Below are 13,607 nucleotides of genomic sequence, written 5' to 3' on the forward strand. Positions count from 1 at the left end.
TTTGAGCGAGGTCAGCGCTTCATGCTGTTGCGCGTTCATCTCTTCCAGCGCCTTGTCGAGATCGGCCAGCAGCTGCTGATAATCGCTGACCAGCTTGGACAATTCGCCTTCCAGTCGCGCCACTTCGTCAACGGCGTTGTTTTCCTTCAGGATCCGGATGGCCGATTTGGTCTTGCCGATGGCTTCGTCATAGGCGCTTTCGACATTGGTCCGCTCCTTCAGGATCGATTCCCTGAGTTCATCGAACATCAGTTCGATTTCCTCGCCGATCTCGGACTGGAGGCTGGCTTTCAACTCGGTCTGGGCGGAGGCTATTTCAGCCGTCATGTCGGCAGCGACATCCTCGACTTTTTCCTTGTGGTCCTCGATCTGGGCGTCGAGCTTGCGGAGATAGAATTGCGGCAGATGGAGTTTTATCTCCACCCGCTCCATTTTCACCACCGGCTTGTCGAACTTAATTTCCACTCGCTTGCTCGAGAATTGCGGAATATCGGTCTTGATCGTCACCCGCTTCATATAGGCTTCCGGCACATGGGCGTAGATGCAGGTCCATTTGACCTTGAAGCCATGGAATTCTGGCTTTTTCGCGATGCACTTCCGTACCATGCGGGTGGCAGGAACATCGAATTTGAGTTCCTTGATTTTCATCGTCACCTCGGGAATGTCGAATTTGATCGTTTCCCTTTCCATGGAAAATTGCGGCACGTCGAATTTGATCGATGTCAGCTTCCACTTCACGTCAAAGGTGAGGTTGAGCATCGCTTCGGTATCGGACGGATCGGGAGCATCATCATTGATATTCCCCAATTGTTCCGATCCCTTCTGTCTGATCGCCTGAACGCGGGCTTCGAATTTTTCCTTCAGTTCATCCACTTTTTCTGGATCACTGCGTTAGAGTTTTCGCCGGGCATTGATTCTGTCTCCTCTGAATAACGCGACCGCAAAACTGTAACCAATGGCGCGCCGGGCGTTGCGTGATGTCCGTCACGCCTTCGGCTGATCACGCCGGATCCGACGGAGAAAGAGCCCGTTCATCTCTCGTTCATATTTCCGATGGTCGTATATGTTACGTTATATCATTTTATTCGCGAGGAGAGAATTAATGAGAACGCCCCCCGGAAGCATCGCTTTTCCCGCCGGCATGACCGCCTGCGTCCACGCCGTTGCCCTGACGATGATCATCTCGTCCTGCTCTTCCGACAAGCAGTCCGCTTCGAAAAGCTATGCGCCGCCAATGCAACTAGACATGCCTGCCATGCCAGAGGAGGCCGAGGCGAGTTTTGACAGCGCAGTGGCCTATGCGCCGGGCGTCGTTGCTGTTCCCTTGCCTTCCAATGCCATCGTCATCGACCAGAATGGTGTGCAGATTTACGGCAAGCAGCCCGAGCAGCAGACCACGGTCTACCGCTACCAGCCATCCTTGCGCGATCCGGTTGCGATCCCGAAAGAAGACCGCGAACGCTATGACGGCGAGCCGGTGTCCGACGTCAAGCTGGCGAGGCTGGAACCGGTTTCCACCTTCTCCGTCGATGTCGATACCGGCAGCTATTCGAACACCCGCCGTTTTCTGACCGCGGGCCGGTTGCCGCCGGAAGCAGCGGTCAGGACCGAGGAAATGGTCAATTATTTCCGTTACGACTATCCCAAACCCGCCAGTCGCGATGTCCCGTTCAGCGTGTCCAGCGAAGTGGCGCGATCCCCCTGGAACGATCAGAGCCGGCTGCTGCGGATCGGCATACGCGGCTATGATCTCGACCACAAGACGCGCCCGGCGGCCAATCTGGTTTTCCTGCTCGATGTTTCGGGCAGTATGCATGCCGGCGACAAATTGCCGCTGGTCAAGACGGCGCTCGGGATGCTCGCCAACAAGCTGACCGCCCGCGACAAGGTTTCCATCGTCGTCTATGCAGGCGCCGCCGGACTGGTGCTGGAACCGACCAGCAGCACCCGCGATATCAAGGCAGCACTGGCCCGGCTCGATGCCGGCGGATCGACCGCGGGTGGAGCGGGCATCCAGCTTGCCTACAAGACCGCCCGCGACCATTTCGTCAAAGGTGGCGTCAACCGGGTCATCCTGGCGACCGACGGCGATTTCAATGTCGGAATCACCAGTCAGGACGACTTGATCAAGCTGATCGAGAAAAACCGCGAAAGCGGCATCACGCTGACCACGCTGGGCTTTGGCCAGAAGAATTATAACGAAGCGATGATGGAGCAGATCGCCGATGTCGGGAACGGCAATTATGCCTATATCGACAATGCGATGGAGGCGCGCAAGGTGCTCGACGAAGAGATGACGTCGACCCTGTTCACCATCGCCAAGGATGTCAAAATCCAGATCGAGTTCAATCCCGCGGTGATCTCGCAATATCGTCTGATCGGCTATGAAAACCGGGCGCTGCGCGAGGAGGATTTCGACAATGACCGGATCGATGCCGGGGATATCGGTGCCGGCCATCAGGTTACCGCTCTCTACGAGGTGATCCCGGTCGGCAAGACCGGCTGGATCGGCGACCGCCGCTATTCGAAAACCAAGGCCGGTGCTGCGGTAAAGGGCGAGGAAATGGCCTATCTGAAGTTGCGCTACAAATCCCCGGATGGTGACAAGTCGAAACTGATTGCCCAGACCATCAGCAGCGCGTCCCTGGACAGCGCGCCGCAACCGAAAGGCGATCTGGCGTTCGCGGTTGCTGTTGCCGCCTTCGGGCAGAAATTGCGCGGCGACAGCAAGCTCGCCGATTATTCCTTCGATCAGGTTGCACGGCTGGCCGGATCGCCGAGTGGCTATTGGCGTCAGGAATTTGTCAAACTGACCCAGCTTGCCGCCGGGCATGACGACAGTTGAAGGGGCGATGAATATTACGGGTGAGGCACCGAATGGAGCCCTCACCCTCGCCGCCTTGATCGCCAGCGCAAGACACCGGTGACGAACAATATGGTCGGCAGCAGTCCGCACAGCGCGGCCAATAGGCGCCCGGCCAGTCCGCCGGCCGACCCATCGTGCAGCGGGTGCAGCCAGTTGTTGATCGTGCTGCCGGTACGGGCCTGTCGCGCGTCGTGGACCGCCACGACCCTGCCGCTGCCGCCCTCGACCCAGACATAGCTGTGCGGGAAGCGGAAGCTGGGGTCGCCCGGGACCTGCATTCTCAGGCGGAAATGCCCGCCCTGCTCCGGTGGCGTTTCGATCCAGGCGAGACGGGCGCCGGGCAGCACCGAGCGACCTGCGCGCACGATTTGAGCGACGCTGACCGGCTGTCCGGATGGGGTCGAGGCGGGATGAACATGGGGCATGGCGTCGACCGGCAGACCAGCTGCGCTCAGCGCCGTATCGCTCTCCTCCGGCAGCGCCAGCATGATCCCGGTCACCGTCAGGATGAGCAGAAACACCAGACCGGACAGCCCGGCAAGCTTGTGCCAGTCCCGCAGGCTCCGGTGCGGGTGGCGCCGGGCTTGAGCCGCAGCGCCTTCCGCCAGGAACCTCTGGGCCACCAGGCCCATAGACCGCTGAGCAGCAGCGCGAGCAAAACAAAGCCCAGCCAGCCGAGTATGGCGCCGCCGGTCTCCCCGAGCAGCAGCCGGTAATGCAGATCATAGATGAAGGTCACCGCATATTCGCCCCAATAGTCGCGGCGCAATATTTGCGAACCATCAGGGGAAAGCCAGACCATCATCGGGCGGAAATCATGGCCGGCGCGCTCCGGCGGATTATAATAGCGCGCGGGGATCGCGCCGGGCTTGCCGGTCACTTCAAACCGCCACGGGCCCTGTTTTCCGGATAGGCCTGACGCACGGTCGCCAAGGCGCGGTCCCAGTCGGGCATGCCCGCCTCCACCCGGATTTCCGGATGCAGCAAAGCATCCAGTTCCGGGTAGAAGGTGAGGACCGAACCGGTCAGGCCGAGCAGGACCAACAGGCCGCCAATGCCCAGCCCCAGCCAGAGATGGAGCGTGCGCACCGTGCGGCGCAGCCGGTCTCCCCTGATCTGCATCAGAAGCGCAGACGGACGCTGGCGGTGACATTGCGGCCATTGGCCGGGCTGTGCAGCGTCTGCGACCCGTCCCACCAGACATATTCATAATAGCTGTCGGCGAGGTTCTTGAACGCCAGCCCCAGCTCCAATGTGTCGTTCACGCGATAGAAAGCGCTCGCATCGAATATATTCAGATCACCCCATTTGCCTTCCGCATTGGCGGTGGTGAGATAGTAAGAGGATTGCCCGCGCCCGGTCAGCGACAGGGTGAGCGGCTCCAGCGGAGAATATTCAATCCCGCCGGACCAGAGCCAGCGCGGCGTGTGGTTGATCTCATTGCCGGCCAATCCCGGCGTCGCCGGTGACGGTACCGAAATGACTGCCTTCTGCCAGGACAATGCGCCCCACAAAGACAGGCCGGCCATCGGCCTGACGCTCAACTGGACATCTACGCCATTACGGTCGGTACCGCCGACATTCTCGAAATCGCCCAGCGGGTCGTTGAGCTTGCGGGCGATTTCTCCGGTCGCGCTCTGCTCCCAATAGGCAACCCGCGCCTCTGCCCTGTCGCCCAGCTGATATTTCGCGCCCAGTTCCCAGCCGCTGTTGATGGACGGTGCCAGATCGACCTGGCGTGGCGGGATCAGATAGGCACCCGATCCCAGACCAATCTGGAATGTCTTGCCCCAATTGCCGTAGAGCGTAACACCGTCGGTCGGGTAGACCGCAACCGACAGCTTGGGCTGGTCGATGCCGCCATAATCGTTGATCGGCGCAGAGCTGTCATTGAGCAAATTGTTGAAGTCACCACCGACCCAGTCCATCCGGTAGGCGGGCGTGATTCGCAGCCAGCTTGCCGGTTCGATGATCGCCTGGACATAGGCGCCGCCAACCGAGAGGTCGAACTGCTGGTCGCGGGTCTGGCTGGTCGGCACGCGTTCGACCGAGAGCCAGCGCGCCGAGCGATTGTCCTGCCACTCGATATTGCCGCCCGCCTCCAGCATCAGCGGGACGCCGGAAAGATCGCCGTGCCAGTGGAGCGCGGTGGAGACACCATATTGGTCTTCCTGCGTCAGGCGGCGCTGCTGCGAGGCTCCGGCGGAGAATTTGACAAAACGGTCGTCGCGGAAACGGTTGTAATAGGTCATCGCCGTCCAGTCGAGCCGGTCGGACAGCGAGACATCGAATGTCAGGGCATATTGTTGCAGTCCCCGGGAATCGCCATCGGACTCGTTATAGGCGTTGCTCATGCGCGGATTGGCGCGGCTGTCATCGAAGGTCAGATAGCCGGGCTCTTCCGCGTCGGCGTCATAGTAACGCGCGATGGCACCCAGCTTGACGTCTTCACCCAGCGCCAGCCCCCATTTGCCGGACAGGCTGACCCGTTGGCTGTCGCTGTGGTCGCGGAAACCATCACTCTCCCGATAGGCGATCTGGTAATTTTGCGTGATATTGCCGCTTTCCAGTCCGGCGACCAGCTGCCCTTCGAAACTGTCGTAACTGCCGATCGAACCGCGCGCGTCGACATAGGTACCGCCGGAGCGGGTGATGATATTGGCGCTGCCGGCAATGGCGTGCAGGCCATAGCGCGGGTCGGAGGTGCCGCGGACCACCTCGATACCGGCAATGTTCAGCGGAAAGGCCATGTCGATATAGGGCATGTTACCGTCGTTGCTGTTCGAGGGGACGCCGTCGATCAGCAGCTTGACCGCGTTGATATTGCCCTCGCCATTGAAGCCGCGCATCGAAAATTTGCCGCTGGTCGTGCCCTGGTTGAAGTTGGTCACCAATATGCCCGGCATCCGGCCGATCAGTTCGTAGACATTGTCGACATCGGCTTTCTGCGCAATGTCACCGCCCAGCCGGTCGACCGAAGTCAGGACATTGTCGGTGCTGCCCGCCATGCCGCGCGCGGTGACGACGATTTCGCCGACCGAGAAGCTGGTGTCGGGTTTGTTCGTGGCGGGTGTAGAGGCGTCGCTGCCTTCGTCTGAGACTTCGGCCAGAGCGGGAACGGCATTGACGGCAAACAGGAGACCTGCGGCCAGCGCAGGATAGGAAATCTTCATTATGGGTATCCGATATTGATGGGTTCAAACATGATATTGCGGTTTGAACGCAGCAGGATCGGGTTTGATATATGGCGCGTGGCGATACGGACCTTGCCGGTCCGCCACCGTTTTTGCGCATTGGATTTTGCCGAGTAGCTGCGTCAGGCAGCCAGCGGTGGCCCCCTGGAGGGCGGGCGCAGGCGTGGCGTATCGCTGGCCCCGGACGATATCTGCGGCGCGAATGCGAGCGCCAGAACAAAAGCGATGGCCGAAGCCAGCAGCGCCAGGTCCACGCCAGCAACCGCGCTTTTCGCCAGTCCGGTATAAGGGCAATCATTCTTGCCCTTTTCATGCTCCGCGCCGCTAGTCCCTTTCATCGGGACCGATATCTCTCGGGTGAGCTGTTCGCCGGTGGAATCGGAGCAGATGACGACGGTCAGCACCATATTGTCGCTCGTCACCATATAGCCGGCCGGAACCAGCAGCTTGAACAGCAATGCGGCGCCGAGCAGACAGGCTGCCAGCCTACCGTTGTTGCGGATCAGGGTGCGGATCGAATCCATCGGCGCCTGTTAATTGGTTCGCTCCGGCTTGTCATCAGCGAAGACATGCTGCGTCGCCAAGCTCAGCTACGTCGCCCGCAACCTTTCCTAACTTGCTGCGCGCCAGTGGAGATCGCTAGGGACGCGCTCCGGCAAACACCCTCTCCCGTTTCGCCGGTACACCAACAGAAAGTCGTATCGTCATGTCCCGTTTCTCAGCACGTACCGTCAATCGCCCGGCCTCCTCGCTGGCCAGCCTCCTGCTCGCCAGTGCGGCGCTTTGCATGCCCAGTACGGCGCAGGCGACGGACGGTTATTTTGTCAACGGTGTCGGCGCCAAGTCCAAGGGCGCTGGCGGCGTGGCCATTGCGATGCCGCAGGATGCGTTCGGGATCGCCACCAACCCGGCTTCGGCGACCGTCATCGAGCACCGGCTGGATGTCGGCTTCGAGATTTTCATTCCAGATCGTGGCTCCGAGATTATCGGCAATCAGGCGGGGCTCGACGGGGTCTATTCCGGTAATGATGCCAATCCCTTCATCCTGCCCGAATTTGCCTATGTCCGGCCGCTGTCCGACACGGTTTCGGTCGGCATTGCGGTCAACGGCAATGGCGGCATGAACACCGATTACAAGAGCAATCCCTTCGCCAGCTTCGGCGCCACCGGACCGGCGGGCGTGAACCTCCGGCAAATCTCGATCGCGCCGACCATTGCAGTGGAGATTGCCGAGGGACAAAGCGTTGGCGTGTCGCCGCATTTCGTGGTGCAGAGCTTTGAGGCCAATGGCATCCAGCCGTTTGCTGCCAATTCGCAGAACCCGGGCGCTTTCACCAACCGCGGCGAAGACTGGGCCTTTGGTGCAGGCTTCCGTGTGGGCTATCTCGGCTCTTTCGGCGACAATCTGCGCGTCGGCGCCTTCTACCAGTCGAAAGTCTGGACCACCGAGTTTGACCGCTATGCCGGGCTGTTCGCCGAACAGGGCGGTTTCAACATGCCCGCATCCTGGGGCATGGGTGTTTCGGTCGACGTGACGCCGAAGCTGACGCTGGGCGCGGATTTCAAGCATATCGAATATTCGGACGTCAATTCGGTCGGAAACCCGATAGCCTCGCTGCTGCAGGGCGTCCCCTTTGGCGCCGATGATGGTCCGGGCTTTGGCTGGAACGATATTGATGTGTGGAAATTCGGCGCGGTCTATCAGGCTAGCGACAAGCTGGCCCTGCGCGCCGGCTATGGCCGCTCTGCCAACCCGGTCCCGCAGTCGGAGACCTTGCTCAATATATTGGCACCGGGCGTGGTCCGCGATCACTTCACCTTGGGCGCGACGTACAAGCTATCGGAGAAATTCGAAATCACCGGCTATGCGATGCGCGCGCCGCGCCAGACCGTGAACGGATCCGGATCGATCCCCGCACCCTTTGGTGGCGGCGAAGCGAATATCCATCTGGCCGAGACGGCTATCGGCTTTTCGCTGGGCTTCGGTTTCTAGACCGATCGCGCCCGGGGCAGACTGTCGATGATCAACTTCTGACCCCGAGCCGGTCGGCGGCCCATTTGATCGTCGGTCCTTGGATGATGCTGGACAGCAGCACCACGAAGAAGACGACATTGAAGATCGCGAAAGCGCCCGGCACCCCGGCGACCATCGGGAATGTCGCAAGAACAATCGGCACCGCGCCGCGTAGACCGGCCCAGGACACGAACAGCTTGGATCGCCAGTCAAACTGGCGGAACGGTGCGAGGCAGATGAAGACGCTCAGCGGCCGGGCGACGAACATCAGGATGAAGGTAATCGAAAGCCCCGGTATGATGACCGGCGCGAGATTGGACGGCGTGACCAGCAGCCCGAGGGTGAAGAACATCACCACCTGCGACAGCCAGGCCATGCCGTCCTGGAAGCCGGCGACGGTTGCCTTGGCGGCGTAGGTCCGGTTGCCAGCGACGATACCCGCAAGATAGCTGGCCAGGAATCCGTTGCCGGCGAGCACTTCGGCAAGACCGAAAGCGATCAGGGCGGCGGCGATCGAAATGACAAAGGCGAGGCCCCCTTGCTGATAGCCGCCGCGCTTCAGCACTTCGGGCATGCCGAAGCCGATGGCGACGCCGACAATCGCGCCCATCACCATCTGGATGACGAAGTCGGGCGCGAGCTGGAGCGGCGAAGCGGACGGGCTTTCGATCAGGAACAGCGCCGCGCCGACCAGAAAAATCGCCATCGGATCATTGGAACCGGATTCGGTCTCGATCAGCGCCGGCACATCGCCGTGCAGATCGAGGCCGGAACTGCGCAGCACGGCAAAGACCGCCGCCGCGTCGGTTGAGGCGATGACCGCGCCGAGCAGGGCGCCCTGCAACGGACCGAATCCCAAAATGAAAATGGCGGAAAGCGCCACGATCCCCGCGCTGATCAGGACGCCGATGGTGGCCAGCAGCAAGGCCGGGGCCGCCATGCGCCGGACGTCGCGCCAGGCTGTGCCCATGCCGCCGGAGAACAGGATGAAGAGCAGGCAGGCGATGCCGATCCCTGCGTCAGCTCGAAATTCTCGAAATAGAAACCCCCGGGACCGTCGACACCGGCCAGCATGCCGAGGCCGAGAAAACCGATCAGCGCTGGAAAACCGAAGCGGCTGGACAAGGTTCCCGCGAGCACGGTCGTGAACAATATCACGCCGAGGACAAGCAAGGTCAGTTCGGTGTCGAAGAAAGTCATGAATCTCCTGACCATCGGGGGGTTATGGCTGCTAACAATAGCATCACCAGCGGGATCTCGAAAGACGAAACGGCCGGATTCGCTTCCGTTGACACGGTCGGTGCCGGCGGTCATAATTCGCGCTTCCCTCACAACCCCGAATACGGAGACAGCGCCCCTCGACCCGGGGGCACGAAACCATGCAGCAGTTCCAGAACCAAAGCCTTTCCGTCATAGATAGCATTCCCTTCCTTCCCAACCTCGCGCCCTCGGGCCAAACGCTGGTCGGGATCGCTATACTCCTAGCCATTGCGTGGGTCGCCAATTTCATCATCAAGCATATCGTGCTGCGCATCGTCACGCGCTGGATGCCCTATGAAGACCTCACGCCCTTGCCGGTCGCGGCCCGGCTGGCCAATATCGTGCCGGCGCTTATCATCTCGAACGGAATCGGCGCGGTTCCCCATCTGCCGGCGCCGGTTATCACCCTGGTCAGCAATGTGGTGTCCGCCTCGATCATCCTGTTCATCGCAATGGCGCTGAGCAAGGCGCTTACCCTCGCCAACGACATTTACGAACATCGGCCGAGCTCCGCGACCCGGCCGATCAAGGGCTATATCCAGCTGCTCAAGATCATTCTCTATGTCGGCGCCACCATATTGATCATCGCCGCATTGATGGACCAGTCGCCCCTGCTCCTCCTGTCCGGTCTCGGCGCTATGGCGGCGGTTGTCCTGCTGGTATTCAAGGATACCTTGCTGTCGCTGGTCGCATCCGTCCAGCTGACCTCGAACGACATGCTGCGCGTCGGAGACTGGATCGAGATGCCGGCACTCAATGCCGACGGCGATGTCATCGACATCGCGCTGCACACGGTCAAGGTGCAGAACTGGGACAAGACGATCACCACCATTCCCACCCATCGCCTGATCTCGGAGAGTTTCAAGAACTGGCGCGGCATGTCCGAAGCGGGCGGGAGACGGATCAAGCGGTCGATCTTCATCGACCAGAACGGCATCCGCTTTCTCACGCCGGAGGAGAAGGACGGATTTCGCCGCTTCCAGCTGCTCGACGACTATCTTGGCCACAAGCAGACAGAGCTGAGCCAATGGAATGCGCCAATCGAGAAAGCCGGACGCGACGAGGTCAACGCCCGCCGGGTCACCAATATCGGCACGTTCCGTGCCTATGTCGTCGAATATCTGCGCGCCAACAGCCATATCGCCGACGGCATGACATTGCTCGTGCGCCAGCTCGACCCGTCGCCGCAGGGGCTGCCGATAGAGATTTACTGTTTCACCAACACTACCGACTGGAAGGACTATGAAGATATCCAGTCGGATATTTTCGACCATCTGCTGGCGATCCTGCCCGAATTCGGGCTGCGCCCCTTCCAGGAACCGAGCGGTCTGGATTTGCAACGCGGGCTGGCGGCGTAGCAGCGGAAGTCACGACAAGTCCGGCTTGTCTCAGCGGACAAAATTGTCCGCCAGCTGCAGATCGCGGACGAATTTTGCATATTCGACCTGTCGCCCCTGTTCGTCGGGAATGCGCAGCAGATAGGAGGGGTGGACGGTGATCAGGATCGACCGGCCATCCGGGCCGGGCAATATTTCGCCGCGGTGGCGCGAGATTGTGACCGCCTTGCCGGTCAGGCTGCGGGCAGCGGTTGCGCCCAGCGCGACAACCAGTTTCGGATCGACCAGCCTTATCTCCTGTTCGACCCACCAGCGGTAATAGTTGATTTCGCCAACATTGGGGGTTTCGTGGATGCGCCGCTTGCCGCGCGGGGTAAATTTGAAGCGTTTCACGGCGTTGGTGAGAAATGTCTGCTGCCGGTCGATATGGGCCTGTTCCAGCGCGCGGTCGAGCAACTGGCCCGCCGGTCCGACAAACGGCCTGCCCTCCCGGTCCTCCTGATCGCCGGGCTGCTCGCCGATGATCATGATGCCGGCATGGTCCGGGCCGATGCCGCGGATCAATCGGTCGGAAAATTTGTCTCTGGGCGCGTCGGGTTGCTGTTCCAACAGCGCGTAGAGCTGATCCAGCGAGGTTGGCAGATCTGCGGCCGGTTCATCCGTCCTCGAGTCAAATAGCCTGTCATCGGGCGCGCCCGCCACCATCGCCTCGACCCGGGTCCCGGCTTGTTCCAGCAGCGAAGGAATCAGCTCCGCCTCGGGCAAATTTTTCCAGTATTTCATCGGCATTTCGGACTTCATCGCGTTGATCTTGACCCGGGCCGGGTTGAAGATATTGGCGTAATAGGTCCGCCATTCGGCCTCGACCACATCCTCCTGCGGCACGTCCTCCTTGCAGCCGCCGGGGCCGACCGAGAGTTTTTGTCCGTCCCAGGCAATGCTCGCGCCGGGCGTGATGATCAACCAGTCCATGCCGGTGAAGCGGTTGCGGAAAAAGGGCGCTACCGCTTCCGTGATATGATGGTCCGGCTCGAACCAGGAGACAAATTGCTCGCGGCCCTCGCTGTCACCGATTTTGCGGAAGCGGACGAAGGCGTGCATCTTGTGAATATCGCGGCGGATCGCCTTGGCGTAGCGGTTCAGCTTCAGCACATCGGCGTCGGCGGGATTGCGGTGCAGAGCGGGCACCGATTGCGCGCGATAGAGGAGACGGTAAGCGAGATCGAACCGGTCTTCATTGCTGTGCAGCAGCGCTGTGTTGATCAGCGAGAGCAAAGTCTTCGATATGCGGACGGGGCGCGCGATCCGGTCGCTGCTTTGCTCCGGCAAGGCGGCTGGTGGCGACAAATCCAGTTCGCCGCTATTACCGCGCCCCTCGACCGTCCAGGTCACCTGATCCGGCGCAACTCCCGCCTGCAGCAGCCGCCGTGCATGGTCGCGCCAGCCGTCCAGATCGACTTCGCTGGAGAGCGATATCCGGTACATGCTTTTGGCGAGAGCATTGCCGCCTCTGAAATCTGCCATCATATTCACGACCGTCAGGCGGGAAACAGACTGAGCTGTTCGGGTGGCGGTTTCAGTCGGTCGTATAGGTTCAGGGAATCCAGCTGCTTGCCGGGGTGCCAGTCCACCGTGGTGATAAACGGCAATATCTTCTTCACCGACTGGCAGATGCGTTCGAGATCGGCGAGACGCAAGGCGGTGAACCGGCGGGCCTGGAGTATCTTGCCCACTCCCTTGCCGCCCAGTCCGGGAATGCGCAGGAGGCTTTCCTTGTCGGCAAGATTGATATTGACCGGAAAGCGCGCGCGGTTTTGCAGCGCCCAGGCGAGTTTGGGATCGATATTCAGGTCGAGCTGGCCCGAACTGCCACCCTGCATGATTTCCGCGACGGAAAAGCCGTAGAAACGCAGCAGCCAGTCGGCCTGATATAGCCTGTGTTCCCGCAGCAAGGGCGGGGCCTGAGCCGGGAGGTTGCTGCTTGCGTCCGGGATCGGGCTGAATGCGGAATAATAGACCCGCTTCAAGCCATAGCTGCTGTAGAGACCGTCGCTGGTCGTCAGGATTTTGGCGTCATCCGAAGCATCGGCACCGATGATCATCTGGGTGCTGTGCCCGCCCGGCGCGAACAGCGGCGCCTTGCGCGAGCTCTTGCGCTCCGCCTTCGCTTCGCGCACCCTCTTGCCGAGATTGTCCATCGTCCGGCGGATCAGCTTGCCGTCCTTTTCTGGCGCCAGCCGCGCGATCGATTCATCGTCGGGCAATTCGATATTGATCGACAAGCGGTCGGCATATTGCCCCGCCTGCTTGAGCAGCTCCGGATCGGCCTCGGGGATGGTCTTCAAATGGATATAGCCGCCGAATTTGTGCACGACCCGCAGACGCCGCGCCACCTCGACCAGCTGCTCCATCGTATAGTCCGGACTGCGGATGATGCCGGAGGAGAGAAACAATCCCTCGATATAATTGCGCTTGTAGAAATCCAGCGTCAGATCGACAATTTCCTGCACCGTGAAGGCCGCGCGCCGCACGTTGCTCGACGAGCGGTTGATGCAATAGAGACAGTCGAACATGCAATAGTTGGTCATCAGGATTTTCAGCAGCGAGATACAGCGCCCGTCCGGCGCGTAGCTGTGGCAGATGCCCATGCCGCCGGTCGAGCCGATGCCACCCGATTTCGCCGAATTGCGCTTCACCGATCCGCTCGACGCGCAGGACGCATCATATTTCGCGGCATCGGCAAGAATCGCCAGTTTTTCAGATCGTGAGAGTTTCGACATGGATGATGACTAGGACATGTTCTCGGTTTGTTCAATAACCTGGATTAAGAGTTTCGGCGGAATCATGTGATTACCTATGCCGGCAGCGCGGTCTCAAACCTGTCACACGCCGGTCATGCCGACGTCACTGCAGCGGCCTAGATTCGATAAAATGAT

Annotated in this window: 13 protein-coding genes; 3 read left to right on the forward strand and 10 right to left on the reverse strand. The window is 60.6% G+C overall.

Annotated elements, in window-relative coordinates; all coding sequences use genetic code 11:
- On the reverse strand, positions 1-873 hold an 873-nt coding region (locus tag C8024_RS18255), incomplete at its 3' end, for a hypothetical protein (RefSeq protein ID WP_173207831.1).
- Between the two features lie 229 nt (positions 874-1,102).
- On the opposite strand from C8024_RS18255, the gene C8024_RS18260 reads away from it, so the two are divergent.
- On the forward strand, positions 1,103-2,845 hold the full coding sequence (locus C8024_RS18260) for a VWA domain-containing protein (protein WP_254306075.1): 1,743 nt from the start codon (positions 1,103-1,105) through the stop codon (positions 2,843-2,845).
- A gap of 41 nt (positions 2,846-2,886) precedes the next feature.
- Here the strand turns inward: C8024_RS18260 and C8024_RS20535 are convergent, their stop codons facing one another.
- From C8024_RS20535 to C8024_RS18275, 5 genes are all read right to left on the reverse strand, one after another.
- The gene (locus tag C8024_RS20535; protein ID WP_217272310.1) at positions 2,887-3,387 is read right to left on the reverse strand and encodes a PepSY-associated TM helix domain-containing protein; all 501 of its coding nucleotides are present in this window, start codon (positions 3,385-3,387) and stop codon (positions 2,887-2,889) included.
- The gene (locus C8024_RS20540; RefSeq protein WP_217272305.1) at positions 3,369-3,746 is read right to left on the reverse strand and encodes a PepSY domain-containing protein; all 378 of its coding nucleotides are present in this window, start codon (positions 3,744-3,746) and stop codon (positions 3,369-3,371) included. Before C8024_RS20540 ends, C8024_RS20535 begins: the two co-directional genes overlap by 19 nt.
- Positions 3,743-3,988: a PepSY domain-containing protein gene (locus C8024_RS20545; protein ID WP_217272306.1), complete on the reverse strand. Its 246-nt coding sequence runs from the start codon at positions 3,986-3,988 to the stop codon at positions 3,743-3,745. Before C8024_RS20545 ends, C8024_RS20540 begins: the two co-directional genes overlap by 4 nt.
- On the reverse strand, positions 3,988-6,039 hold the full coding sequence (locus tag C8024_RS18270; RefSeq protein WP_173207834.1) for a TonB-dependent receptor: 2,052 nt from the start codon (positions 6,037-6,039) through the stop codon (positions 3,988-3,990). Before C8024_RS18270 ends, C8024_RS20545 begins: the two co-directional genes overlap by 1 nt.
- Before the next feature lie 143 nt (positions 6,040-6,182).
- Positions 6,183-6,584: a DUF2946 family protein gene (locus tag C8024_RS18275; protein WP_173207837.1), complete on the reverse strand. Its 402-nt coding sequence runs from the start codon at positions 6,582-6,584 to the stop codon at positions 6,183-6,185.
- Between the two features lie 182 nt (positions 6,585-6,766).
- On the opposite strand from C8024_RS18275, the gene C8024_RS18280 reads away from it, so the two are divergent.
- Complete coding sequence (locus C8024_RS18280) at positions 6,767-8,053, forward strand: OmpP1/FadL family transporter (protein WP_254306076.1); 1,287 nt, start codon at positions 6,767-6,769, stop codon at positions 8,051-8,053.
- A 31-nt stretch (positions 8,054-8,084) separates the two neighbouring features.
- On the opposite strand, the gene C8024_RS18285 is transcribed toward C8024_RS18280, so the two are convergent.
- A complete protein-coding gene (locus tag C8024_RS18285) occupies positions 8,085-9,086 on the reverse strand; it encodes a potassium/proton antiporter (protein WP_367947432.1) in 1,002 nt (333 codons plus the stop codon).
- A complete protein-coding gene (locus C8024_RS22265; RefSeq protein WP_254306077.1) occupies positions 8,972-9,274 on the reverse strand; it encodes a hypothetical protein in 303 nt (100 codons plus the stop codon). Before C8024_RS22265 ends, C8024_RS18285 begins: the two co-directional genes overlap by 115 nt.
- A gap of 179 nt (positions 9,275-9,453) precedes the next feature.
- On the opposite strand from C8024_RS22265, the gene C8024_RS18290 reads away from it, so the two are divergent.
- The gene (locus C8024_RS18290) at positions 9,454-10,692 is read left to right on the forward strand and encodes a mechanosensitive ion channel family protein (RefSeq protein ID WP_100094094.1); all 1,239 of its coding nucleotides are present in this window, start codon (positions 9,454-9,456) and stop codon (positions 10,690-10,692) included.
- Positions 10,693-10,722: 30 nt separating this feature from the next.
- Here C8024_RS18290 and C8024_RS18295 read toward each other — a convergent pair whose 3' ends face one another.
- Positions 10,723-12,198, reverse strand: coding sequence for a UdgX family uracil-DNA binding protein (locus C8024_RS18295; RefSeq protein WP_254306078.1), 1,476 nt, complete (start codon positions 12,196-12,198; stop codon positions 10,723-10,725).
- Positions 12,199-12,209: 11 nt separating this feature from the next.
- Positions 12,210-13,451, reverse strand: coding sequence for a putative DNA modification/repair radical SAM protein (locus tag C8024_RS18300; RefSeq protein ID WP_173207840.1), 1,242 nt, complete (start codon positions 13,449-13,451; stop codon positions 12,210-12,212).
- Between the last annotated feature and the right edge of the window lie 156 nt (positions 13,452-13,607).

It is taken from the genome of Sphingopyxis sp. BSNA05, from assembly GCF_013265645.1.
Taxonomy (GTDB): domain Bacteria; phylum Pseudomonadota; class Alphaproteobacteria; order Sphingomonadales; family Sphingomonadaceae; genus Parasphingorhabdus.